The 23,397-nt window shown below is 62.8% G+C and carries 21 protein-coding genes; 11 read left to right on the top strand and 10 right to left on the bottom strand.

Going from position 1 to position 23,397, the window contains the following annotated elements; translation table 11 throughout:
• Positions 1-2: 2 nt before the first annotated feature.
• Positions 3-1,166: a M20 aminoacylase family protein gene (locus LB556_RS12135; protein ID WP_224567263.1), complete on the bottom strand. Its 1,164-nt coding sequence runs from the start codon at positions 1,164-1,166 to the stop codon at positions 3-5.
• A gap of 271 nt (positions 1,167-1,437) precedes the next feature.
• Here LB556_RS12135 and LB556_RS12140 point away from each other — a divergent pair, with 271 nt between their 5' ends.
• Together LB556_RS12140 and LB556_RS12145 are read left to right on the top strand one after the other, a co-directional pair.
• Positions 1,438-2,598, top strand: a complete 1,161-nt coding sequence (locus LB556_RS12140; protein ID WP_224567265.1) for a D-alanyl-D-alanine carboxypeptidase family protein — start codon at positions 1,438-1,440, stop codon at positions 2,596-2,598.
• A gap of 4 nt (positions 2,599-2,602) precedes the next feature.
• Complete coding sequence (locus LB556_RS12145) at positions 2,603-3,718, top strand: CobW family GTP-binding protein (protein ID WP_224567267.1); 1,116 nt, start codon at positions 2,603-2,605, stop codon at positions 3,716-3,718.
• 3 nt (positions 3,719-3,721) lie between these two features.
• Here the strand turns inward: LB556_RS12145 and LB556_RS12150 are convergent, their stop codons facing one another.
• The 5 genes from LB556_RS12150 to LB556_RS12170 form a co-directional block, all read right to left on the bottom strand.
• Entirely contained in the window at positions 3,722-3,970 is a 249-nt protein-coding gene (locus LB556_RS12150) for a sulfurtransferase TusA family protein (RefSeq protein WP_224567269.1), read from the bottom strand.
• Between the two features lie 65 nt (positions 3,971-4,035).
• Positions 4,036-5,355, bottom strand: coding sequence for a murein L,D-transpeptidase family protein (locus tag LB556_RS12155; RefSeq protein WP_224567273.1), 1,320 nt, complete (start codon positions 5,353-5,355; stop codon positions 4,036-4,038).
• A gap of 239 nt (positions 5,356-5,594) precedes the next feature.
• A complete protein-coding gene (locus LB556_RS12160; protein WP_224567276.1) occupies positions 5,595-6,545 on the bottom strand; it encodes an acetyl-CoA carboxylase carboxyltransferase subunit alpha in 951 nt (316 codons plus the stop codon).
• Positions 6,546-6,644: 99 nt separating this feature from the next.
• Positions 6,645-7,562: a site-specific tyrosine recombinase XerD gene (locus tag LB556_RS12165; RefSeq protein WP_224567525.1), complete on the bottom strand. Its 918-nt coding sequence runs from the start codon at positions 7,560-7,562 to the stop codon at positions 6,645-6,647.
• A gap of 33 nt (positions 7,563-7,595) precedes the next feature.
• Entirely contained in the window at positions 7,596-7,748 is a 153-nt protein-coding gene (locus LB556_RS12170) for a histidine kinase (RefSeq protein ID WP_224567527.1), read from the bottom strand.
• Positions 7,749-7,959: 211 nt separating this feature from the next.
• On the opposite strand from LB556_RS12170, the gene LB556_RS12175 reads away from it, so the two are divergent.
• The 3 genes from LB556_RS12175 to LB556_RS12185 are packed head-to-tail and all read left to right on the top strand — an operon-like array spanning position 7,960 to position 10,596.
• On the top strand, positions 7,960-8,571 hold the full coding sequence (locus tag LB556_RS12175) for a shikimate kinase (protein WP_224567279.1): 612 nt from the start codon (positions 7,960-7,962) through the stop codon (positions 8,569-8,571).
• Complete coding sequence (aroB, locus tag LB556_RS12180) at positions 8,568-9,704, top strand: 3-dehydroquinate synthase (protein ID WP_224567282.1); 1,137 nt, start codon at positions 8,568-8,570, stop codon at positions 9,702-9,704. The genes LB556_RS12175 and aroB overlap by 4 nt, the downstream gene beginning before the upstream one ends.
• A 1-nt stretch (position 9,705) precedes the next feature.
• Entirely contained in the window at positions 9,706-10,596 is an 891-nt protein-coding gene (locus tag LB556_RS12185; RefSeq protein WP_224567284.1) for an HlyC/CorC family transporter, read from the top strand.
• Positions 10,597-10,612: 16 nt separating this feature from the next.
• Here LB556_RS12185 and LB556_RS12190 read toward each other — a convergent pair whose 3' ends face one another.
• From LB556_RS12190 to LB556_RS12200, 3 genes are read right to left on the bottom strand one after another with little or no spacing between them, the layout of a single operon-like run.
• A complete protein-coding gene (locus LB556_RS12190) occupies positions 10,613-12,157 on the bottom strand; it encodes a SpoVR family protein (protein ID WP_224567287.1) in 1,545 nt (514 codons plus the stop codon).
• A gap of 11 nt (positions 12,158-12,168) precedes the next feature.
• A complete protein-coding gene (locus LB556_RS12195) occupies positions 12,169-13,479 on the bottom strand; it encodes a YeaH/YhbH family protein (RefSeq protein ID WP_224567289.1) in 1,311 nt (436 codons plus the stop codon).
• A gap of 17 nt (positions 13,480-13,496) precedes the next feature.
• On the bottom strand, positions 13,497-15,446 hold the full coding sequence (locus tag LB556_RS12200) for a PrkA family serine protein kinase (protein WP_224567291.1): 1,950 nt from the start codon (positions 15,444-15,446) through the stop codon (positions 13,497-13,499).
• A 175-nt stretch (positions 15,447-15,621) separates the two neighbouring features.
• Here LB556_RS12200 and LB556_RS12205 point away from each other — a divergent pair, with 175 nt between their 5' ends.
• Complete coding sequence (locus LB556_RS12205) at positions 15,622-16,428, top strand: alpha/beta hydrolase (protein WP_224567292.1); 807 nt, start codon at positions 15,622-15,624, stop codon at positions 16,426-16,428.
• 180 nt (positions 16,429-16,608) lie between these two features.
• On the top strand, positions 16,609-18,162 hold the full coding sequence (locus LB556_RS12210) for an acetolactate synthase large subunit (RefSeq protein ID WP_224567294.1): 1,554 nt from the start codon (positions 16,609-16,611) through the stop codon (positions 18,160-18,162).
• 34 nt (positions 18,163-18,196) lie between these two features.
• Here LB556_RS12210 and LB556_RS12215 read toward each other — a convergent pair whose 3' ends face one another.
• On the bottom strand, positions 18,197-18,499 hold the full coding sequence (locus LB556_RS12215) for a BolA family protein (protein ID WP_224567296.1): 303 nt from the start codon (positions 18,497-18,499) through the stop codon (positions 18,197-18,199).
• Positions 18,500-18,659: 160 nt separating this feature from the next.
• Here LB556_RS12215 and LB556_RS12220 point away from each other — a divergent pair, with 160 nt between their 5' ends.
• The 4 genes from LB556_RS12220 to LB556_RS12235 all read left to right on the top strand — a co-directional run bounded on the left by LB556_RS12220 (position 18,660) and on the right by LB556_RS12235 (position 23,352).
• Positions 18,660-19,304 carry a J domain-containing protein gene (locus tag LB556_RS12220; RefSeq protein WP_224567297.1) on the top strand — a complete coding sequence of 215 codons (645 nt, stop codon included), beginning with the start codon at positions 18,660-18,662 and terminating at the stop codon, positions 19,302-19,304.
• A gap of 123 nt (positions 19,305-19,427) precedes the next feature.
• Positions 19,428-20,414, top strand: coding sequence for a cobaltochelatase subunit CobS (gene cobS / locus LB556_RS12225; protein ID WP_224567299.1), 987 nt, complete (start codon positions 19,428-19,430; stop codon positions 20,412-20,414).
• A gap of 11 nt (positions 20,415-20,425) precedes the next feature.
• A complete protein-coding gene (gene cobT / locus LB556_RS12230) occupies positions 20,426-22,327 on the top strand; it encodes a cobaltochelatase subunit CobT (RefSeq protein WP_224567301.1) in 1,902 nt (633 codons plus the stop codon).
• Positions 22,324-23,352, top strand: a complete 1,029-nt coding sequence (locus LB556_RS12235) for an esterase-like activity of phytase family protein (protein WP_224567304.1) — start codon at positions 22,324-22,326, stop codon at positions 23,350-23,352. The genes cobT and LB556_RS12235 overlap by 4 nt, the downstream gene beginning before the upstream one ends.
• Positions 23,353-23,397: the final 45 nt, after the last annotated feature.

Raw genomic sequence — 23,397 nt, forward strand, 5'->3', positions numbered from 1 at the left:
CGTCAGGCGGCCAGCGCCGTCTCCGCCAGTTTCACCCAGTAGCTCATGCCGTGCGGGATGGCTTCATCGTTGAAGTCGTAAGCCGGGTTGTGGAGACCTGCGGTCTCGCCATTGCCGATGAAGATGAAGGCACCGGGCCGGGCTTCCAGCATATAGGAGAAATCCTCGCCGCCCATCACCGGCTGGATCGCGCGGTGCACCTGGGCATCGCCCGCCACGTCCGCGGCCACATCGCTGGCGAACACGGTTTCATCCGCATGGTTGAACGTCACCGGGTAGTTCGTGTCATAGTCGACGTCGATCGTCGCGCCATAGGCGGTGCCCAGCCCCGCGCAGATCGCGCGGATACGCTCCTCCGATTTTTTGGCCACTTCCTTCTTCAGTGTGCGCACCGTGCCGGCGATCTCGGCCGATTCGGGGATGATGTTGTAGGCATCGCCGGCGTGGAACTTGGTCACCGACACCACCACGGCCTCGACCGGATCGGTGCTGCGCGAGGCGATCGTCTGCAGGGCGCCGACGAGTTGGCTGGCGATGACGATCGGGTCGATGGTGCCGTGCGGCATCGCCGCATGGCCGCCTTTGCCTTTCACGGTGATGGTGAATTCGGCCGTTGCCGCCATGATCGGACCCGGCCGGATGGCGAACTCGCCGACCGGCAGGCCCGGCATGTTGTGCATGCCGAACACTTTCGCGATATCGAAGCGGTCCATCATGCCGTCCTTGACCATCTCGTTGCCGCCGCCGCCGCCTTCTTCCGCCGGCTGGAAGATCACCGCCACGGAGCCTGCGAAATTGCGCGTCTCGGCGAGATATTTCGCCGCGCCGAGCAGCATCGCGGTGTGGCCGTCATGGCCGCAGGCATGCATCTTGCCCGGAACAGTAGACGCATAGGGCTTACCGGTGATCTCCTTGAGCGGCAGTGCATCCATGTCGGCACGCAATCCGATTGTCGGACCGTCCCCCCGGTGGCCGCGGATGATGCCGACGACGCCTGTCTTGCCGAGGCCGGTCACCACATCGTCGCAGCCAAACTCTTTCAGCTTCTCAGTGACGAAGGCCGCCGTCTTGAAAACGTCGAAGTTCAGTTCCGGCGTCTGGTGCAGATGCTGGCGCCAGCCGGCAACTTCGTCCTGCATCTCGGAGGCGCGGTTCAGGATTGGCATGATGGTTCCATTTCATTGTTGGAGCAGCCGGCTTCAGCCCGATTTTGCCACTGCATGATGTTTTGCGACTATGCCTGGCGTTTTGCAATTGTGCCCGGTGCTTTGCAATTGTGATTGTCAGGCACTTTGCCATGTTGGCGTCACATAGGGTAAATAGCACCGCAACGATGCGGTCCGTTTTTGAGGGGCGGACCCATTTTGCTGGCGGTCACGTAACGAAATCTTACGGAGCCAGGGGCGATCAGGGCAAGAGGCGATTTCGGATTCGATCATGCGGCACAGGCATTTCCTCAAACTATTCCCGGCTGGCGCAATCATGCTGTCGGTCGTGGCCGGGCCGGCGCTGGCCAATCCGGTGATGGTCTTTGACCTGAAGAGCGGCCAGATCCTGCAGCATCACGATGCATTCAAGCGTTGGTATCCGGCCTCGCTCAGCAAGCTGATGACCGCCTATGTGACCTTCCGGGCGATCGCCGCCGGGGAAGTCCAGCTCGATTCGCCGATCAAAGTGACGAAACACTCCGCCGCCGAACCGCCAAGCAAGATGGGCTTCAAGCCCGGATCGGTGATGCGGCTCGACAACGCGCTGAAGATGATGCTGGTCAAATCGGCCAACGACATCGCCATGGCGGTCGGCGAGAATGTCGGCGGGTCACAGGCCGCCTTCGCGGAAAGAATGAACGCCGAAGCGGCCCGGCTTGGCATGAACGGTACCCATTTCGTCAATCCGAACGGGCTTTACTCGCCCGACCAGTACACGACGGCACGCGACCTTTCGATCCTGGTGATGGCGATCCGCACCGAGTTCCCCCAATATGCGCCGTGGTTCTCGATCGAGGGGCTTGCGGTCGGCAAGAAGGCCATACCGAACTACAATCTTTTGATCGGTCGCTATCCTGGCGCCGATGGCATGAAGACCGGCTTTGTCTGTCCGTCCGGTTTCAATATGATCGGTTCAGCGACACGCAACGGGCGCACCCTGGTGGCGGTCGTGCTCGGCGAGAAGTCGGCCGTCAGCCGAGCCGAAGCCGCCGCGAAACTGCTCGATGAGGGCTTTGATGCGCCGGCCGCCGGCTCGGCCACCGTCACCACGCTGGCGCCCTACGGCGATCTGGTCTCGCCCACCGACATGGGTGACGAAATCTGCAGGAAGACCCGGAAGGAGCAGTCCGAGGCGCCGCCGGCGGCCGCCAAGGACGTGCCGAAATCGCCCTACCAGGAGAAGCTTGACCATGTGCCGACACTGGTTGCCGTCGGCCTCGGCGGCGCCACCGGGCCGGCGCCGAAAGCGATCCTCGACCAGGCCGGGCAGGAATATGCCGACGTGCCGATCCCGACCTGGCGACCCGACAAGCCCGCGCCCGCCGGCACGGACGTGAAAGTCGTGGGTGCCGCGGCGCAAGGCGACCAGCCGGCCAAGATCGCGAACTGACCCGATGAGTGGTTTCCCGATTCCCGTATCGGTGCTGACCGGCTTCCTTGGCGCCGGCAAGACCACGCTGCTCAACCGGCTCCTGAAGGATCCGGCGCTGGCCGACACCGCGGTCATCATCAACGAGTATGGCGAGGTGGCGATCGACCATCTGCTGGTCGAGCAGGCGTCCGACGGCATCATCCAGCTTTCCGACGGCTGCCTGTGCTGCACGGTGCGCGGCGAACTTGTCGACACGCTGGCCGACCTGGTCGACCGGCTGCAGACCGGCCGTATCGCCCGACTCGCCCGCGTCATCGTCGAGACCACGGGATTGGCCGACCCGGCGCCGGTGCTGCAGTCCATCATGGCCCATCCGGCGCTGGTCCAGGCTTTTCGGCTCGACGGCGTCATCACCCTGATCGATGCCGTCAACGGCAATGCCACGCTCGATGCCCATGTCGAAGCGGTCAAGCAAGTCGCCGTGGCCGATCGCATCGTGCTCTCCAAGGCCGATCTGGTCGCGGATCCCGGCGATCTCGAAACGCTGCGGGCGCGCTTGCGGCAGATCAATCCCGGGGTCCGACTGCTCGATGTCGGGGAGACGAAAACCGGGGTGGCGGCACTGTTCGACTGCGGTCTCTACAACCCTGCGACCAAATCAGCCGACGTGCGGCGCTGGCTCGGCGAAGAGGCCGCGCACGACCACGACCACCATGACCACGACCATCATGGCCACGGGGAGCACGATCACGAGCATGCCCATCGCCACGATCAGCGCGTGCGGACCCATTCGCTGGTGCATGACGGGCCGGTGCCGTTTTCAGCCATCGAGATGTTCCTCGATCTCCTGCGTTCCACGCATGGCGAACGCCTGCTGCGAATGAAGGGCGTCATCGAATTGCAGGAGGATCCGTCGCGGCCGCTGGTCGTGCATGGCGTACAGAAGATCCTCCATCCCCCGGCTCGGTTGCCGTCCTGGCCGGACAGCCAGCGCGGCACGCGGCTGGTGCTGATCACGCTCGACATGCCGGACGACTATGTGCGCCGGCTGTTTGCCGCCTTCACCAACCGGCCGTCGGTCGACACGCCCGACCGGGCGGCGCTGGAAAACAATCCGTTGGCGATCGCCGGACGGTGAATCCTACGGACGCTGTTCGCCGCGTTCGACCAGAAAGCGATGGCCGCCGGACATCGCCGCTGTCTCGATCAACCGATGCCCGCCATCGGCGCAGAAGGCCGGAATATCGATGACGGCGAGAGGGTCGGTGGTCTCCAGCCAAAGCCTGCTGCCGGGTTGCATCCCGGCCAGACGCTTTTTGGCCTTCAATACCGGCAAGGGGCAATTCAGCCCTTTCAGGTCATAGACGGCGGCGTGTTTCAAGTCATGCATATCGTTGACCCGAAACGGCTAGGCACCCATGGGCGACATGCATTTCGGCGATATGCATTGGCCACTCAGCCGCCGAACATGCCGAGCAGTTTGTTCTTCAGCTTCGTCACGCGGCTCTCGTCGGCGCTCGCAGCCTGCGTCTCGGCAGCAGGTGCCGCCTCGGTGGAGGCAGCGATGGTCGCGGTGGCGACGGGAGCTTCCTTGGCCGCCTTGGCCGCTTCCTTTTCGGCCAGGGCCTTCTGCTTGGCGGCTTGCTTTTCAGCCAATGCCTGTGCCTTGGCCTGCTTGGCGGCTTCGATGGCCGCCAGCCTCTGCTCCTCGGCCTTCTGCTTGGCGGCTTTTTCGGCATCAAGCGCGGCCATCTTGCGGCCGGCCGGCGAATCGATGCGGCCCATGCGCGCCGTCTCGGTCACCGAACCGTCGGTGTTGAGCGACGGCGGATCGATCGGCACGCGCTCGCCACGAGCCCGGCGCTTCGACCAGTCGGACACGATGCTGGCTTCCTTGATGCCGGCAATCGTCGGCTTGGGTGGCGGCACACTGGCCTTGAGCGCGCTGTTGAAGGCCGCATCATACGTGCTTTGATAGGCGTTGTAGGCGCTCTTCAGCGAATCCGGCTGCGTCGTCGCCGGGCAGGGGCCGGTCGGATCGAACGTCTGGCCGTCGGCCGCGACCTGGTTGAAGACGTAGCGCTTCTCGCAGACGTCGACCTTGGGCGGCACTTTGGTGACCTCGAAATTGTCGTAGCCGACCTTCAGCATCTTCCAGAATTCGTAATTCGGGTCGTTGCGGTAGCGCGCCATGTTGGCGGCGGTCATGCGGAACGGAAAGGCCTCGACCTGGAATTCGGTCTGGCCGCCCTGGAAGGCATCGCGGCCGAAGGCATAGATCTGCTCGATCTGCGCATCGGTCATCGAATAGCAGCCCGATGACGAGCAGGCGCCATGCACCATCAGATTCTGGCCGGTGCGGCCATTGGCGCGGTCATAGGCGTTGGGAAAGCCGATGTTGAAGGACAGATGGTAGTTCGAGCGCGGGTTCATCTGCGCCGGGCGCACCGTGTAAAAACCTTCCGGCGCCTGGCGGTCGCCTTCGGTGTATTTCGGGCCGAGCTTGCCCGACCATTTGCAGATGTCGTAGCTCGCCACCATGTCGTAGCGGCCGTTGGTCTTGGCCTTCCAGATCTCGAGCTTGCCTTCTTCCTTGAAGATGCGCGCCATCACCGAAGAGGTGCGGACCATGCCCTTGGCTCTCATGTCGGCAAGGATCTTGTCGGGCAACGGCTTGTTGGCTTCCGGGGCAAAGTCCTTCATCGACGAATCATTGCAGCCCGCGACGGCTATCGAGGCGGCAAGGACTCCAGTAAGGGCAAACTTGGCATACATGGAAAAGCTATGTCTTTTTCTCGGACCAATGGCTTCGAACGGCCAGGCCCGCATGCTGAACACCCACGGACCGTAAGCCCGTTAACCTTGAAAATTCCTTACCGCAAGGCTCGACCAGTCCCTCACGACGGTTTCATTGAACCGAATGGGGCGGCATTTTTGTGGCGAAATTGCTCATCGCCGTCACATTGGTGCGGGCAAAGCGCCTCCGGTTGCCTGGTCCGCCGCCCAAGGGGGCGTCAGAGGGTGCGGCCCATCGCCAGGTATTTCTCGCGGCGCTGTTCGCGGAAATCGGTGTTGGCGCCGGCAAACTCCTTCATCGTCTTGGCGATGAGGTCGCCGGTCGCGGCGATCACCGTTTCAGGCGCGCGCTGGGCGCCGCCGATCGGCTCGGGGATGATGGCGTCGATGATCTTCAGTTCCAGCAGATCCTGGGCGGTGATCTTCATGTTGGTCGCCGCGTCCTTGGAGCGGGTCGTGTCGCGCCACAGGATGGAGGCGGCGCCCTCTGGCGAAATCACCGAATAGATGGCGTGTTCGAGCATGTAGACGCGGTTGGCGGTAGCGATCGCGATGGCGCCGCCCGAACCGCCTTCGCCGATCACGACCGAGATCGACGGTACTTTCAGGCCAAGGCAGGCCGAGGTCGAGCGGGCAATGGCTTCGGCTTGGCCGCGCTCCTCGGCACCAACGCCGGGATAGGCGCCGGCCGTGTCGACCAGCGTGAGCAGCGGGATCTTGAAGCGATCGGCAAGCTCCATCAGCCGCACCGCCTTGCGGTAGCCTTCGGGGCGGACCGAGCCGAAATTGTGCTTGAGGCGGCTCGCCGTGTCCGAACCCTTTTCCTGGCCAAGGATCGCGACAGGTTCGCCGCGGAAACGGGCAAAGCCGCCGACGATCGCCTGGTCCTCGCCGAAATTGCGGTCGCCGGCGAGCGGTGTGAAGTCGCTGAACAGGCCCTTGATGTAGTCGACGCAGTGCGGCCGGTCGGAGTGGCGCGCCACCTGCACCTTCTGCCACGGCGTCAGCGCTTTATAGAGCTCGCGCAGCGCGTCGCGCGAGCGTTTCTCGAGTCTGGCGATCTCATCGGCGACATCGACCGCCTCGCCGTTCTCGGCAAGCTTCTTGAGCTCGAGGATCTTGAGCTCAAGATCCTGCACCGGCTTTTCGAAATCGAGGTAATTGTACATGCTTGAGCGGACCGATACGTTCGGAAGGCAATGACCGCGGAACCGTTGAAACCAAGGCTCCGGGCGGTGAAATATCGTCCTCACATAGCGATATGAGGCCTAGTCGGCAAGCGGATGATGATCGTTGACCAGCCGCACCAGCCGCTCCTCCAGCACATGGGTGTAGATCTGTGTCGTCGATATGTCGGCATGACCGAGCAGTTGCTGCACGGCCCTGAGATCGGCGCCGTTCTGCAGGAGATGGCTGGCGAAGGCATGGCGAAGCACGTGCGGCGAGATCTTGGCCGAGGCGATGCCGGCGCGCGCAGCCAGCCCTTTCAAGTCACGGGCAAAGACCTGGCGCGAGAGATAGCCGCTGTCTGATGCCGCCGGAAACAGGAACGGGCTGTCGGCGAAGGCAGGCACCTTGGCCCGGGCGTCGAGCCAGTTCCGCATGGCGGTGCGCGCCTTGGCCGACAGCGGCACCATGCGTTCCTTGTCGCCCTTGCCGCGCACCATGAAGAAACGGTCGTCGCGCCGCGCTACCGTCACCGGCAGGCCGACCAGCTCGGAAACGCGCAGACCCGTGGCGTACAGCACTTCGACCAGCGCATGCAGGCGCAAGGCAGCCAGCCTGTCAGCGTAGCCGAGCCCGGCATCGCCGGCTTCCTGCGCGGCGCGGTCGATCAGCCGGCCGGTTTCAGTTTCGCTCATCGTCTTGGGCAGCGGCCGGCCCTTTTTCGGGCTGTCCAGAGTGCCGGTCGGGTCGTCGCCGCGCAGGCCCTCGGCATAGAGGAACTTGAAGAACTGGCGGATCGCAGACAGTTTACGCGCCTGCGAGGTCGGCGCGAAGCCACGCGCGGCAATGTCATCCAGATAGGCCCTGATGTCGGCGGCGCCGGCGCGGGCAAGTCCGCCATCGATCCCCTCGGAGGCATCCTCCAGATCGCGGCGATAGGACGAAAGCGTGTTCTCGGCCGCTCCCCGCTCGGCGCTCATCATTTCCAGAAAGGCCTCGATGCGGGCGGCGCTGTTCATTTCCTTCAAGCGGTTCCAGTTCGGTTTTTGAATTCAGTTTTTCCTGGGATTGAGCTTTTCCTGAGGGATACGCACGCTCATTTCCGTTTTTTTCGGGTCGACGAACATCACCAGCGCGAACATCGTACCGTAGGCAATGCCGGCCAGAATCGCGAGTGTCACGACAAAGCGAAACAGTGTCGGCATCAATTTTCGCTCGTCTTCTTGTTCTGCGTTTCCAAACCCTGTGCCCTTATGGGACGCCAACCCGGCCAATTCAAGGAAGAAGCGGCAGCCTGTCAGCAACTTCCGATGCAGGCGTGCGTCTGTCCATATCGAGCCCAAGGCACTCGCCACGCTTGACGCAAACCGGCTTTTCATGTCGATACGCCGGCAAAGAGGGCCCAAGAAACAGCTGATGAACGCGCTACAGGCAAATCCTCCAGGCGACACCCACGCCGCGCTGCTTGGCCGGCTGGGCGGCCGGTCCATTGTCTTTGTCGGACTGATGGGCGCCGGCAAGACGGCCATCGGCCGCAAAGTGGCGACCATGCTCTCGCTGCCCTTCATCGACAGCGACCAGGAGATCGAGAGCGTGTCGCGGATGACCGTTCCGGAGCTGTTCGAGCGTTATGGCGAGACCGAGTTCAGGGCCCTGGAACAGCGCGTCATCCTGCGCGTGCTTGAAAACGGCCCGCAGGTTCTCTCGACCGGCGGCGGTGCCTTCATGAACGCGCAGACGCGCGAGGCCATCGCCGCGCACGGCGTTTCTGTGTGGCTGAAGGCCGAGCTCGATCTTCTTATGGACCGCGTTTCCAAGAAGCAGAACCGGCCGCTTTTGAAAAGCGCCGATCCCCGCGCCGTGCTGGAGCGGCTGATGGGGGAGCGCTATCCGGTTTATGCCACCTCCGACGTCACCGTGCCGACGCGGGACGATCGCAAGGAGGTCATCGCCGCCGAGGTGCTCGATGCGCTGTGCCGGCATTTCGGCATCGATGCGATAGCCGCGACGGGCGAGGTAGAATCATGAGCGCGGAACAGCCAGTCACCGTCGAAGTCGGTCTCGGCGACCGGGCATACGACATATTGATCGGCTCCGGCCTGCTGAGGCGCGCCGGCGCGGAAATTTCGCGCCGGCTGCCCGGCACGCGCGCCGCTGTCGTTACCGACGAGAACGTCGCCGCCGCGCATCTCGACGCGCTGAAGGCCGGGCTCGAGAAGGGCGGCATCCAGCCGGCCGTCATCACAATGCCGCCCGGCGAGAAGACCAAGAGCTTTGCCCATCTCGAAGAGGTGGTGGACGGCGTTCTGGCAGCCAGGCTGGAGCGCGGCGACGTCGTCATCGCGCTTGGCGGCGGCGTCATCGGCGATCTCACCGGCTTTGCCGCCGGCATCGTGCGGCGTGGTATGAATTTCGTGCAGGTTCCGACCTCGCTGCTGGCGCAGGTCGATTCCTCGGTCGGCGGCAAGACCGGCATCAACAGTCCGCGCGGCAAGAACCTCGTCGGCGTCTTCCTCCAGCCCAAGCTGGTGTTGGCAGATACCGAAGTGCTCGACACGCTGCCGCTCCGCGAATTCCGCGCCGGCTATGCCGAGCTTGCCAAATATGGGTTGATCGACCGGCCGGAATTCTTCGCCTGGCTGGAAGCGAACTGGGAAAAGATATTCGCCGGCGGACCGGAGCGGGTCGAGGCCATTGCCGAGGCCTGCCGCGCCAAGGCCGATGTCGTTGCCCGCGACGAGTTCGAGACCGGTGACCGCGCTTTGCTCAATCTCGGGCACACGTTCGGACACGCGCTCGAAGCCGCCACGCAGTATGATGGAACCCGCCTCGTCCATGGCGAGGGGGTTGCCATCGGCATGGCGCTGGCGCACCGGTTCTCGTCGCGGCTCAATCTCTCCAGCCCCGACGACGCGGTCCGCGTCGAGGCGCATCTGCGCGCCGTTGGGCTGCCGTGGCGGATGGCCGATATTCCGGGCGATTTGCCCGATGCGGATTCGCTGCTTGCCTTCATCACCCAGGACAAGAAGGTATCGCGCGGCGCACTGACCTTCATTCTGACGCGCGGCATCGGCCAGGCCTTCGTCGCCAAGGATGTACCGGCCTCGGAAGTGCTGTCGTTCCTCAGGGAAAGCCATCCAGCCTGCCGGAAAGCCAGCTGAGATGGACAGTGGCTGGATCGTCGTCGCCGTCCTTGCCACGCTCGTCGTGGTGGTCGTCGTCGTGCGCACACGCCTGCTTGCCATCTTCGGCTATGAACTGTCGCGCATCGAGCCACAGCGATCGAGCCAGGATGAATTGCGCGGTGCGGTCGACGATTTCCGCCGCGATGGCCAGGTGGTGCGTGAGGACCGCGACCGCGTCGGCGGATTGTTCGATCTCGAAGAGCTCGAAGTTTCCGACGTCATGGTCCACCGCACCAACATGCGCTCGGTCAATGCCGACAACGCGCCGGAGGCCGTGGTGCGCGAGATCCTGCAGAGCCCGCACACCCGCATGCCGCTCTGGAAAGGCTCGCTCGACAACATCGTCGGCGTGCTGCACGCCAAGGATCTGCTGCGCGCGCTGAACGAAGTGGGCAACGATTTTTCGCAGATCGACGTGATGAAGATCGCCTCAAAACCCTGGTTCGTGCCCGACACGACGACCTTGCAGGAACAGCTCAACGCCTTCCTGCGCCGCAAGGCGCATTTCGCCGTCGTCGTCGACGAATATGGCGAGGTCGAGGGGCTGGTGACGCTGGAGGACATCATCGAGGAGATCGTCGGCGAGATCGCCGACGAGCATGATGTCGACATCCAGGGCGTCAAGCAGGAGGCGGACGGTTCCGTCGTGGTCGACGGCACTGTGCCGATCCGCGACCTCAACCGGGCGCTCGACTGGAACCTGCCGGACGAAGAGGCGACCACCATCGCCGGCCTCGTCATCCACGAGGCGCAATCGATCCCCGAGGAGAAGCAGGCTTTTACGTTCCACGGCAAGCGCTTCGTCGTCATGAAACGCGACAAGAACCGGATCGCCAGGGTCAGAATCAGACCGGCGGCCGACGCTTAGACCGCTACGCTCGCCCTCAGCAGTCCTTGGTCCAGCGCTCGCTCAGCGTCGCGCCTGTTTCGGCGTCGATTGCCGCCAGGCTGACTTCGTAACCCCAAAGATTTCGGATGTGTCGGAGGGTTGCGTCGCGGCTGTCGTTCTCGAGCGTGATGCCATTCTTGACCAGGTGCTGCAGCCGCAAATGCCTGTCGCCGAGCAGGGCCACGTCCACGACCTGGATATCCGGCCGGCTTGCACCCCAATCATAGCTCTGGGCCAGTGCTGCCCTTATCCTTTTGTAGCCGCGCTCGTCGTGGATGGAAGCAACTTCGTAGTGCGGTTTGTCAGCCCCGTCGCCCAGCACGAAGAACCGCCATTTCCGGATCAAGGTCGGACTGAGATATTGACGGATGAAGGATTCGTCGCGGTGATTGGCCCAGGCATCGAGCAAGGTGTCCAGCCAGTCGCCACGGCCGGCAATGTCCGGGAACCAGTCGCGATCCTCCGCTGTTGGCTCGGTCGAGATGCGTTGGATGTCCTGCATCATGTCCAAGCCCAGCGCATAGGGATTGATGCCGGAAAACCGCGGGTCGTCGAAAGAGGGCTGGAAGATCACATTCGAATGATTGCGCAGGATTTCGAGCATGGCGCCTTCGCTGATGCGACCACGGTCGAAAAGCGTGTTCATGAGCGTGTAGTGCACGAAAGTGGCGCAACCCTCGTTCATCACCTGGGTTTGCCGCTGCGGATAGAAATATTGGGCAATGACACGGACGATCCTGACAATTTCGCGCTGCCAGGGCTCAAGGACGAGGCTGTTTTTCTCAAGGAAGTACAGCAGGTTTTCCTCCGGCAGATTGAGCGACTTCTTGCGCTCCTCCATGCCGGGTTCGAGTGCTCCGGCCTTATCGGCCTCTTGCGAAGACGGCAGCGTACGCCACAAATCATTGTAGAAGCGCTCCTCGTATTCGAGGCGCTCACGAATCCCTTCGCGCTGCTGCTCCGATGACGGCTTCGGCGGCCGGTGATATCGGAAGACGCCCTGTTCCATCAATGCGTGGGCGGAATCCAGGATCGCCTCCACAGCGGCGAGGCCATGTCGTTCCTCGCATCGGGAAATATAGCCTTTGGCGAACTCCAGATAGCTCAGGATCCCGCCCGCGTCAGTCCATTGCCGGAAGAGATGATTGTTCTTGAAGAAATGGTTGTGCCCCAGCGCGGCATGGGCTGTCACCAGGGCCTGCAACGCCATGGTGTTTTCCTCCATGAGATAGACGATGCACGGATTCGAGTTGATGACCAATTCATAGGCCAGCCCACGTCTGCCTTTGCGGTAGAGAAGCTCGTTGTAAAGGAAATGCTTGCCGAACGACCAATGCTGATACATCAGTGGCATGCCTACGGAGGAATAGGCGTCGAGCATCTGCTCGGAGGAAATGACCTCCATCTGCACGGGGTAGATGTCGAGGCGAAGCTCTTCAACCCCAATCGCCTCGATCTCGTCGTACACCCGCGACAGTTTCTTGAAATCCCAGTCCGCCCCGGAAAAAAGCAATTCGGATTTCTGCGCTTGAGCGGTCATCCGCCTTGTCCTCACGCGCTCTTGCGAAGAGCCGGCTGCCTGGCGAAGAGCTCGCGAAAGACCGGATAGATATCGGCCGGAGCAGCAATGCGCTTCATCTGGAAATTGGGCCATTTTCCATCGACGGTGCTGTAGGCGCGCCAGAGCGAGGTTCCGTTTTCGGTCGAACCGAAAATATGGCTTTCGCGTTCGTCGATGATCTCGACATAGGCGAAATATTGGCACAGGCGCATGAGCTTGCCGCCGAGAAGCTCTATGCAGCGCTCGGAGTCGGTCGCGAAATTGTCGCCGTCGGACGCCTGGGCTGCATAGATGTTCCACTCCGTGGCCGGATAGCGCTGTTCGATGATGCGATGCATTTCCTCGAGTGCCGTGGAAACGACCGTGCCGCCGCTCTGGGTGTGATAGAAGAAGGTCTCTTCATCCACCTCCTTGGCCTCATGAGTGTGGCGAATGAAAACGATGTCTGTCCTCTCATAACGGCGGGTCAGGAACAGGTGCAGCAGCACGAAGAAGCGTTTGGCCAAATCTTTTTCGCGCTCTCCCATCGAGCCGGACACATCCATCAAGCAAAACATGACGGCGCTGGCATTGGGCTGTGGCTGCGGGTCGAAACGATTGAAGCGGATGTCGACCGGATCGACAAAGGCAATTCGCCTGCGGCGACGCTCCAGATGATCGAATTCCTCGCGCAAAGCCATGATCCGCTCGCGCATTGCCGTGTCGGGCGGTTGTGCTTCCAGTGCGGCGAGCTGCCGGGCGATTGCGTCCAACTGCGCCTGTTTGGGACGCCCAAGCGCGATACGGCGGCCATGGCTGTTGCGCATGGTGCGGCCGACATTGATGTTGGTCGGCGAGCCGCTGGCGGCAAAGCCCGCCCGCTTTGGCTTGAACGTCAGTATCTGCTTGAGATTCAGCTTTACCAGATCGGGCAGTTCCAGATCCTCGAAGAAGAGGTCGAGAACCTCTTCGCGCGACAACACGAAGCGAAAGTCGTCTTCGGACTCCTTGTTTCCGGGAGAGGAAGAGCCCATGCCGCCGCGCCCCGGCTTGGGGATCAGCTCCCCCGGAATGTAGGTTCTGTTCCCGGGCAGGACATGTTGGCGCCGGCCGCTGTCCCCGGCATCGCTGAACGTCGGCTCGGTGATGTCCTTGCGGGGCATGGGCACGGCATGCTCCCGGTCGACCTCGGCTATACGGCCCTCGCGGACCTGATTGCGGACGCTTCGCTTGAGTTCCGCGCGCGCGCGCTTGAGGAAGCGCTGGCGATTGCTCAGACTCTTGTCCTTCGGATTCAGGCGGCGGTCGATAAAGATCGGCATGGAGCGTTCGGGCTGCCTCAACCCGCCTTGTTCACGCGCATGTACCAGTCGACAAGCCGGCGCACCTGCCGCTCGGTGTAGCCGCGTTCCACCATGCGCTGCACGAATTCATTGTGGCGCTTTTCCGTGACGCTGTCCTGCTTGGACCCGAAGCTGATCACCGGCAGAAGGTCTTCAACCTGACCGAACATGCGCTTTTCGATGACTTCACGCAGTTTTTCGTAGCTTGTCCAGGACGGGTTGCGGCCATGATTGCGCGCCCGGGCCCGCAGCGTGAACTTGACCACCTCATTGCGGAAATCCTTGGGATTGGCGATGCCGGCGGGCTTCTCGACCTGCGACAGTTCCTTTTCCAGAACCTCACGGTTGAGGAGTTGTCCCGTGTCGGGGTCCTTGTAGTCCTGGTCCTCGATCCAGGCATCGGCATAGGCGATGTAGCGGTCGAAAAGGTTCTGACCATACTCGCTGTACGATTCCAGATAAGCCTTCTGGATTTCATGGCCGATGAACTCGGCATAGCGCGTCGCGAGTTCCGACTTGATGAATTCGAGATACGCAGCTTCCGTTTCCTTCGGGAACTGCTCGCGCTTGATCGCCTCTTGCAGAATATACATCAGGTGCACGGGGTCCGCCGCAACCTCGTTGGTGTCGTAGTTGAATGTCTGCGACAATATCTTGAAGGCGAAACGTGTGCTTACGCCGGTCATGCCCTCATCGACCCCAGCAGCGTCGCGATATTCCTGGACAGACTTGGCCCGGGGATCGACCTCCTTGAGGTTTTCACCGTCATAGGCGCGCATCTTGGTGTAGAGCGGTGAATTGTCATGCTCCGCAAGGCGGGTCGAGACCGTGAACCGGCTGAGAATGTCCAGCACTTCAGGCGCGCAGGGGCTACCGGCCAGTTCGCTCTCGCGCAACAGTTTCTCGTAGATATGCCGTTCTTCGGTGATGCGCAGGCAATAGGGCACCTTGACCACCAGAATGCGGTCGAGAAAGGCCTCGTTGTTCTTGTTGTTTTTAAACTGCTGCCACTCCGATTCGTTCGAATGGGCAATGATAATGCCCTGATAGGGGAAGGCGCCGAAATTCTCGGTGCCATTGTAGCTGCCTTCCTGGGTCGCTGTGAGCAGCGGATGCAGGACCTTGATGGGCGCCTTGAACATCTCGACGAATTCGAGCAGGCCTTGAGTGGTCCGGTTCAGGCCGCCGCTGTAGGAATAGGCATCCGGATCGGACTGGCTGAAATTTTCCAACTGTCTGATGTCGACCTTGCCGACCAGAGCCGAGACGTCCTGATTGTTCTCGTCGCCGGGCTCGGTCTTGGCGATTCCGATCTGGCGGAGCCTCGACGGCATCAGCTTGACGACGCTGAATTTGGAAATGTCACCGGACAGTTCGTCCAGCCGCTTGGCTGCCCAAGGCGAGATAAGTCCGTTGAGACGGCGCCGGGCTATCCCGTATTTGTCCTCCAGCAGGTCGCCCATGCGGTCAGGATGAAAAAGACCAAGCGGGGATTCGAAAATCGGACTGATCTGGTTGCCGACCTTCAGCGTGTAGATCGGTCGTTCTTCCATCAGTTTCTTCAGCCGCTCGGCAAGGGATGATTTGCCGCCGCCGACAGGGCCGAGCAGGTAGAGGATCTGTTTGCGCTCCTCCAGTCCCTGGGAGGCATAGCGGAAGTATCCGGCGATCCGCTCGATCGTATCTTCCATTCCGTAGAAGTCGGAGAAGGAGGGATAGACCTTGACGGTGCGGTTGGAGAAGATGCGGCCGAGCCGCTCATCCCTGCTGGTGTCGATAAGGTTCGGCTCGCCGATCGCCTCGACCATGCGCTCGGGCGCCGAGGCGTACATTGATTTGTCCTCGCGGCAGGCCAAAAGATATTGCTGGAGGCTGATCTCTTCCTGAGCCGCTTTGGTATAAATCTCTGAGAACAGATCGAAGACGTCGGACTGGTTCTCGCGCATGATGCTCGCCCTAAGAGCCGCACCTGGCTGTCGGACGGCTACCTCCTATTCAACTGCTAGAACGCATTGTTGTTCCCTTCTCATCAAGGGAGTGCGTACGATTGGACATGAAACCGGGGAGGCTGCCCATGCGTTGCAACGCTTGCCATGGAACAGGAGCGATGGCGGGAGCACGATGATCGACCGACGACGCTTTGTCCTGATGTCGGTGGCGACGATGTTGCCACGGCACGCGTCGGCGGCCTGGCGCCGTCCGGGGCCCGTGCCAACGACCTTCGACTACGGGCCGGCCAAGCTCGACATCTACGCGCCCGACGGCGCGAGGAACCTGCCGGTCGTCTTCTTCGTCCATGGCGGCGCGTGGCGGTTCGGCAAACGCAGCCAGGTCAACGCCAAGCCGGCCTTCCTGCTTGCCAACGGCTTTTGCTTCGTCTCCATCGATTACCGCATGCTGCCGCAGGCTGATGTCGCCACCCAGGCCGGCGACGTCGAAAGGGCCTATGCCTATATCAGGGCCAACATCGCCCAACATGGCGGCGACCCCAATCGCATCGTCGGCATGGGCCATTCGGCCGGCTGCCACCTGATTGCCCTGACCGGCATGCGCGGCGGACTGCCCGGCATCGCCGGGCTGCTTCTCGACGACACCAGGGCCTATGATCTCGCCGCGCTCGCCAAAAATGGTGGCATGGTGGGGGCCTATGAGCGTGTGTTTTCAGATCCCGCCCAATGGGCGGCGCTGTCGCCAGCAACCTACATCGAAGGCCGCAAGCACCCGCCGACCTTCATCGCCTATTCTCGCGCCGCCGGTCGCGGCGAACTGTCCGCGGCCTTTGCCGAGCGCCTGCGCGCCAGCGGCACGACGGTGACGCTGTTCGACGGCAGTGCCTATACGCACATGTCGATCAACCGCGATTTCGGCGAGGATGGCGACGCGTTGACCACCGCGGCGCTGACGTTCCTGAGATCGACGGTCCGCTGACCCTGCCGGCTTGCGCTCGCCGTTCCGTGGCTGGATCATGCCAAAAGCCGTGGCGGGATATTGCCGTACCGATATCAGCGGGTGCAATGGCTCCTGTCTGTTTTTGATGCAATTCCGATCGGGAAACCGCTTCACGGTTTTCCTGGAACTGCACCTGGCTGCGAATGGGAGAAAGTTTGCATGAATGGCGCCGATATCCTGTGCGACGTGCTTCTGGCCAATGACGTGAACGTGTGCTTTGCAAATCCCGGCACGTCCGAGATGCATTTCGTCGCGGCGCTCGACCGCAAGCCGGAGATGCGTTGCGTGCTCGGCCTCTTCGAGGGCGTCGTAACGGGTGCTGCTGACGGCTATGCACGCATGACCGACCGTCCTGCCGCGACGCTGCTGCATACCGGGCCGGGCCTCGCCAATGGGCTGGCCAACATGCACAATGCAAGGCGCGCGCTCAGCCCGATGATCAACATCGTCGGCGACCATGCCTCCTATCACCTGCCGCTCGATGCGCCGCTCACCAGCGATATCGAAGGCCTGGCGGCGCCGATGTCCAATTGGGTTCGTCGCATCGCAGGGCCGGCCGATGTCCAACCGGCGACGGAGGCGGCCTTTCGCGCCTCGCTGACACCGCCTGGTGTCACGACACTGATCCTGCCGGCCGATGCCGCCTGGGGCGACGCAGCCCCGGCCTCGGTGGGCAAGGTCACTCTTCCTGTGCCGCCGGCCGTCGACATGGACGCCGTGCGCAAGGTCGCCGCGGCGATCCGCGCGGCTCCAGGCCGCGTGGGCATGATCGTTCGCGGGCGGGCGGCGCGGGCCGATGCCCTTGAAATCGCGGGCCGGATCTCGACTGCCAATGGTGTTCGTCTGTTCAGCGACGTACTGATCGCCCGGATGCAGCGCGGGCGCGGACGTGTCGCGCCGACGCGAATCCCCTATCCGGTCGACGCGGCGACGGCGATGCTAAGGGACATCGATGTCCTTGTGCTGGTCGGCGCAAAGGAGCCGGTCGCCTTCTTCGCCTATCCGGGAAAGCCGGGACGGCTTGTCCGTGACGCCTGCCAGGTGCTGACGCTCGCCGGCCATGGGCAGGACCTGCATGCGGCGCTGGATGCGCTTCGCGATGAACTCGGTGTCAAACCGTCGCAACAGGCCTTGTTCGCAACCGCTTTTCCCGACGAGCCGACACCAAACGGCAGACTGACGGACGATGCCATCGCGCTGTCGGTGGCGCGCAAGCTGCCGGCCGATGCGATCGTCTGCGACGAGGCCGTCACCTCGGCGCGGCGTTTCTTCGCGCTGTCGGCCTTTGCCGCGCCGCACGATTACATGATGGGCACGGGCGGGTCGATCGGCGGCGGCATCCCGATGGCGACAGGGGCGGCGATCGCATGTCCCGGTCGCAAGGTGATCAATCTCGAGGCCGATGGCAGCGGCATGTACACGGTGCAGGGCCTGTGGACTCAGGCACGGGAAAATCTCGACGTGGTGACGATCGTCTTTTCCAACCGCGCCTACGCGATCCTGCATGGCGAGATGCACAATGTCGGCGTGAACGCGATCGGCGAGAATGCCCGCCGCATGCTCGATCTCGACGATCCGGCGCTGGATTGGGTTTCGCTGGCCAAAGGCATGGGTGTGGAAGCCGCGCGCGCCGACACATGCGAGCGGTTCGACGCGCTGCTCGACAGCGCCTTGTCACGGCGCGGGCCGTTCCTCATCGAAGCGGTGATTTGATCGCGCACGCGAAAGGGCGGGCGCCGGAACCGGCCTACCAGCGGGTCGTTTCGCCGGGCGCCGCGGGTTCGATCGCAAGCGCGTGAACGCCTGCCTTCAATTCGTCGGCCAGCAATTCGTTGATGGCGCGGTGGCGGTCGACGCGGCTCATACCGGCAAAGGCGGATGCGACGACGCGGACACGAAAATGCGTCTCGCCAGTGCCGTCATAGGCGCCGTGATGATCCGAGCCGTGATGGTGGTGGCCAGCGTGAAGATGGCTTTCGTTGATGATGACCAGCCGGTCCGGCGAAAATGCCTTGTTGAGCTTGTCTTCCATGGTCGCCTGTATGGACATCACCGTCTCCGTTCACCACATTTGCCTGGCGCATCAGCCTTGGAGGCCGCTGCCGCGCGACAAAATCGGTCATTCGCCCGTTTTTAAGCCGCGATTCAGCGGTTAGGGCGATCATCGCGAAAATGTCAATTCTTGTTTCGCATCTGCGAACGCCCCATAAATGGGTAAGATGAAGCCGTACCCCAAATATTTCGAGAAGATTCGCGTCCGCCCCGACAAGGACGCCGAGGTGAAGTCGCATTCGCCGATCTGCCAGTGGGACGGCTGCAAGGAGGCGGGCACGCATCGCGCGCCCGTCGGGCGCATGAAGGAGGGCGAGTATTTCCGCTTCTGCTTCGACCATGTGCGCGAGTACAACAAGGGCTTCAACTACTTCTCCGGCGTGCCGGACACCGAGGTGGCACGCTTCCAGAAGGAGGCGATGACCGGCCACCGGCCGACCTGGAAGATGGGCGTCAACGGCGCCTCGACACGCTCCGCACCCGGTATGGCCTCGCCTGACATGGCGCAGATGCGCTCGGGCCGCGCCGGCTACTACAATCGCATGCGCGACCCGTTCGACCTGTTCAAGGGGCCGAAGGATCCTCGCGAGACGCGCGAGCGCAAGGCCAAGCCCCTTGAGGCCAAGGCGCTGGAAACGCTTGGCCTTGATACAAAGGCGACTGGCAAGGATATCAAGGCGCGCTATAAGGAATTGGTGAAGCGTCACCATCCGGATGCGAATGGCGGCGACAGAGGTTCGGAAGACCGGTTCCGCGATGTGCTGCAAGCCTATCGCGTGCTCAAACAGGCAGGCTTGTGCTGAGCGACCCTACGGTTTGTGTCGTTTTCCAACTTTCATAAGGTTGGAAAAGGCTCTAAGACCGCCCCCGAACAAAATGGATTGCCGGCGAAACGGGACGTTTCGGCTGTGGAGACGTTGAGAGATATGAACAAGGTCGATCGCGATATCGCCAACCTGCCCGACACGACGGTGTCGGTGAAGGAGAAATTCGGCTTCGAGTCCAAGATGGTGGTGCCGGCCTATTCGGTGACATCGGAACATGTGCCCGACGTCGATCCGGACTATCTGTTCGACAAGGCGACGACCCTGGCGATCCTCGCCGGCTTTGCCTACAACCGCCGCGTCATGGTGTCGGGCTATCACGGCACCGGCAAATCGACCCATATCGAACAGGTCGCCGCCCGCCTCAACTGGCCCTGCGTGCGCGTCAACCTCGACAGCCATGTCAGCCGTATCGACCTCGTCGGCAAGGACGCGATCGTGGTCAAGGACGGGCTGCAGATCACCGAATTCCGCGACGGCATCCTGCCCTGGGCCTACCAGCACAATGTGGCGCTGTGCTTCGACGAGTATGATGCCGGCCGTCCGGACGTGATGTTCGTCATCCAGCGCGTGCTGGAATCGTCGGGCCGGCTGACGCTGCTCGACCAGAGCCGGGTCATCCGCCCGCATCCGGCGTTCCGGCTGTTCTCGACCGCCAATACGGTCGGGCTCGGCGACACCACCGGCCTCTATCACGGCACCCAGCAGATCAACCAGGCGCAGATGGATCGCTGGTCGATCGTCACCACGCTCAACTACCTCCCGCATGACAATGAAGTGAACATCGTGCTGGCCAAGGCCAAGCACTATCGCGACGGCAAGGGCAAGGACATCGTCAACAAGATGGTGCGCGTCGCCGACATGACGCGCTCGGCCTTCATCAATGGCGACCTGTCGACGGTGATGAGCCCGCGTACGGTCATCACCTGGGCCGAGAATGCCGAGATTTTCGGCGATGTCGGCATGGCGTTCCGGCTGACCTTCCTCAACAAGTGCGACGAACTGGAGCGGTCGGTGGTCGCCGAGTTCTACCAGCGCGCCTTCGGCCAGGATCTGCCGGAGAGCGCGGCGAATGTGGTGCTAGGCTAAGCAGAGCCTCGATGGCGGGTCCGGGCGACAATACGCGCAACAAGTCGAAGACGGGGTCTGAAGCCGACAGCTTCAAGCGCGCCGTCACCGTCTGCATGCGCGCCATCGCCGGCGACAAGGACATGGAAGTCGGCTTCGCCAAGGACAGGCCGGCGCTGGCCGGCAGCCGCGCGCGTTTGCCCGAACTGCCGAAGAAGGCATCGAAGACCGATATCGCCATCACCCGCGGGCTCGGCGATTCCATGGCGCTGAAGCGCGCCTGCCATGATGTGCGCATCCACAGCAAGCTGGCGCCGGAGGGCAAAGCCGCCCGCGCCATCTATGACGCGGTCGAGCAGGCCCGCGTCGAGGCGATCGGCAGCCGCGCCATGCAGGGCGTCGCCGACAATATCGGCTCGATGCTGGAGGACAAATACGCCAAGGCCAACCTCGTCGACGTCAAGGACAAGGCCGACGCGCCGATCGAGGAAGCCCTTGCGCTCATGGTGCGCGAAAAGCTGACCGGCCGGCCGGTGCCGAAGAGCGGCGAGCGGCTGGTGGAGCTCTGGCGGCCCTGGGTCGAGGAGAAGGCCAAGGCCGACCTCGACGGCCTGTCGGAAAAACTCGAGGACCAGCAGGCCTTCGCCCGCGTCGTGCGCGAGATGCTCGCCTCCATGGAAATGGCCGAGGAACTCGGCGACGACCAGGAGACCGAAGACTCCGAAGACAATGACGACAAGCAGCCGCAGGGCGAGGAACAGAGCGAGGAGGGCGGAGAAGACGATTCCGGCTCCGAGCAGTCGCAGTCCGAGGACGCCGAGGCATCGGCCGACGACGAGCAGTCGGCGGAGACGGAAGCCTCCGACGCGACGGCCGACGATCTGTCGGATGACGATGATGCCGATGCCGAGACGCCCGGGGAGGCGCGCCGCAACGACAATCCCTTCACCAATCTGCCAAAGGAAATCGACTACAAGGTGTACACCACCGCTTTCGACGAGACGGTCGGCGCGGAGGAGCTTTGCGAAGAGGAAGAGCTCGACCGGTTGCGCGCTTTCCTCGACAAGCAGCTTGCCAACCTCTCCGGCGTCGTCGGGCGGCTCGCCAATCGGCTGCAGCGCCGGCTGATGGCGCAGCAGAACCGGTCGTGGGATTTCGACCTGGAAGAAGGCTATCTCGATCCGGCCCGCCTGGTGCGCGTCGTCATCGATCCAATGCAGCCGCTGTCGTTCAAGCAGGAACGCGACACCAAGTTCCGCGACACGGTGGTGACGCTGGTGCTCGACAATTCGGGTTCCATGCGCGGCCGGCCGATCACGGTCGCCGCCACCTGCGCCGACATTCTGGCGCGCACGCTGGAGCGCTGCGGTGTCTCGGTCGAGATTCTCGGCTTCACCACGCGGGCGTGGAAAGGCGGGCAGGCGCGCGAGAAATGGCTGAAGGACGGCAAGCCGCCGAACCCGGGCCGGCTCAACGATCTGCGCCACATCATCTACAAATCCGCCGACCACCCGTGGCGGCGGGCGCGGCGCAATCTCGGCCTGATGATGCGCGAAGGCCTGCTCAAGGAAAACATCGACGGCGAGGCGCTGCTGTGGGCGCACAACCGGCTGATCGCCCGGCCCGAACAGCGCAAGATCCTGATGATGATCTCCGATGGCGCGCCGGTCGACGATTCGACGCTGTCGGTCAATCCGGGCAATTATCTGGAACGCCATCTGCGCGCCGTCATCGAACTGATCGAGACGCGCTCCCCGGTGGAACTGCTGGCCATCGGCATCGGCCATGACGTCACGCGCTATTACAGGCGCGCGGTCACCATCGTCGATGCCGAGGAACTGGCCGGCGCCATGACCGAGCAACTGGCCTCGCTGTTTGCCGAGGAAAGCGCGCGCGACACGCGGCGCGGCGGCGGCATGCGACGCGCCGGATGACCTTCTCGCGGGGTGGGTTTCGGCAAACGCTTTTCGCCGCCATCACCCTGCTCGCCGGCACGGCTTCGGCGTCAGCCGGCTCGATCGGCTCGGCTCCTGTAGAATCCCTCGAAGTCTCGGCACGCCCGATCAGCGAATTCCACATTGGCCGGACCGACAGGCAGTTTGGGCCGCTCGAATTCGTCGGCGGGCTGGAAATGACCTCGCCATCACGTGACTTCGGGGCGCTGTCGGCCTTCCGGTTTCTGAAAGCCGGCAGCGATTTCATCGGTGTGGCCGATACCGGTTACTGGTTCTTCGGCTCGGTGGCGCGCGACGCCGACAGGCGACCCATCGGCATCCAGAATTTCCGCATGCAGCAAATGGTCGACCAGAAAGGCCAGCCGAGCGACGAGAAATGGGAAGCCGACGCCGAGGGTCTCGCGGTCAAGGACGGCATCGCCACCGTCGGTTTCGAGCGCAACCACCGCGTCGCCCAGTTCAGGATCGACCCGGCGGACATGAAGGCGCCGTTCAGGCAACTGGATTTCCTCGTGCCGGCGCGGGAACTGCGGCAGAACCGCGGCTTCGAGACCGTCGCCCGTTCAAATGTCAATGGGCAGCATCGGGGCGGCCTGGTCGTGGTTTCGGAAAGAAGCCTGGACAAGGCCGGCAACATCTACGCCGCAATCATCGAAGGGCCGCGCAAGGGCGTCTTCACCGTCAAGCGCAACGGCGATTTCGACATCAGCGACGGCGCCTTTCTGCCGGATGGCGACCTTTTGCTGCTGGAGCGCAGTTTCACGATGGCGGGCGGCCTCAGGATGCGGCTGCGGCGTATCCATGGCGAGAGCGTCGAGAAGGGCGCTGTCGCCGACGGGCCGGTGCTGCTGGAAGCCGACATGGGCTACCAGATCGACAACATGGAAGGGCTCGACATCTGGACCCGCGAGGACGGCGCGCTGATGGTGTCGCTGATCTCCGACGACAATCACTCGATCCTGCAGCGCAATCTCTACCTGGAATTCATTCTGCACCAGGATTGAGCTGCGCACCTTTCCTCTCCCCCGCCGATCGGGGGAGAGGTCTCG

The sequence above is a fragment of the Mesorhizobium sp. ES1-4 genome, from assembly GCF_020164745.1.
Lineage (GTDB): Bacteria > Pseudomonadota > Alphaproteobacteria > Rhizobiales > Rhizobiaceae > Mesorhizobium.

Bases quoted from the DNA above. Each gene is read 5' to 3' on its own strand.
- LB556_RS12135 (WP_224567263.1), bottom strand. From the start codon at position 1,166: ATGCCAATCCTGAACCGCGCCTCCGAGATGCAGGACGAAGTTGCCGGC.
- LB556_RS12140 (WP_224567265.1), top strand. From the start codon at position 1,438: ATGCGGCACAGGCATTTCCTCAAACTATTCCCGGCTGGCGCAATCATG.
- LB556_RS12145 (WP_224567267.1), top strand. From the start codon at position 2,603: ATGAGTGGTTTCCCGATTCCCGTATCGGTGCTGACCGGCTTCCTTGGC.
- LB556_RS12150 (WP_224567269.1), bottom strand. From the start codon at position 3,970: ATGCATGACTTGAAACACGCCGCCGTCTATGACCTGAAAGGGCTGAAT.
- LB556_RS12155 (WP_224567273.1), bottom strand. From the start codon at position 5,355: ATGTATGCCAAGTTTGCCCTTACTGGAGTCCTTGCCGCCTCGATAGCC.
- LB556_RS12160 (WP_224567276.1), bottom strand. From the start codon at position 6,545: ATGTACAATTACCTCGATTTCGAAAAGCCGGTGCAGGATCTTGAGCTC.
- LB556_RS12165 (WP_224567525.1), bottom strand. From the start codon at position 7,562: ATGAACAGCGCCGCCCGCATCGAGGCCTTTCTGGAAATGATGAGCGCC.
- LB556_RS12170 (WP_224567527.1), bottom strand. From the start codon at position 7,748: ATGCCGACACTGTTTCGCTTTGTCGTGACACTCGCGATTCTGGCCGGC.
- LB556_RS12175 (WP_224567279.1), top strand. From the start codon at position 7,960: ATGAACGCGCTACAGGCAAATCCTCCAGGCGACACCCACGCCGCGCTG.
- aroB (WP_224567282.1), top strand. From the start codon at position 8,568: ATGAGCGCGGAACAGCCAGTCACCGTCGAAGTCGGTCTCGGCGACCGG.
- LB556_RS12185 (WP_224567284.1), top strand. From the start codon at position 9,706: ATGGACAGTGGCTGGATCGTCGTCGCCGTCCTTGCCACGCTCGTCGTG.
- LB556_RS12190 (WP_224567287.1), bottom strand. From the start codon at position 12,157: ATGACCGCTCAAGCGCAGAAATCCGAATTGCTTTTTTCCGGGGCGGAC.
- LB556_RS12195 (WP_224567289.1), bottom strand. From the start codon at position 13,479: ATGCCGATCTTTATCGACCGCCGCCTGAATCCGAAGGACAAGAGTCTG.
- LB556_RS12200 (WP_224567291.1), bottom strand. From the start codon at position 15,446: ATGCGCGAGAACCAGTCCGACGTCTTCGATCTGTTCTCAGAGATTTAT.
- LB556_RS12205 (WP_224567292.1), top strand. From the start codon at position 15,622: ATGATCGACCGACGACGCTTTGTCCTGATGTCGGTGGCGACGATGTTG.
- LB556_RS12210 (WP_224567294.1), top strand. From the start codon at position 16,609: ATGAATGGCGCCGATATCCTGTGCGACGTGCTTCTGGCCAATGACGTG.
- LB556_RS12215 (WP_224567296.1), bottom strand. From the start codon at position 18,499: ATGTCCATACAGGCGACCATGGAAGACAAGCTCAACAAGGCATTTTCG.
- LB556_RS12220 (WP_224567297.1), top strand. From the start codon at position 18,660: ATGGGTAAGATGAAGCCGTACCCCAAATATTTCGAGAAGATTCGCGTC.
- cobS (WP_224567299.1), top strand. From the start codon at position 19,428: ATGAACAAGGTCGATCGCGATATCGCCAACCTGCCCGACACGACGGTG.
- cobT (WP_224567301.1), top strand. From the start codon at position 20,426: ATGGCGGGTCCGGGCGACAATACGCGCAACAAGTCGAAGACGGGGTCT.
- LB556_RS12235 (WP_224567304.1), top strand. From the start codon at position 22,324: ATGACCTTCTCGCGGGGTGGGTTTCGGCAAACGCTTTTCGCCGCCATC.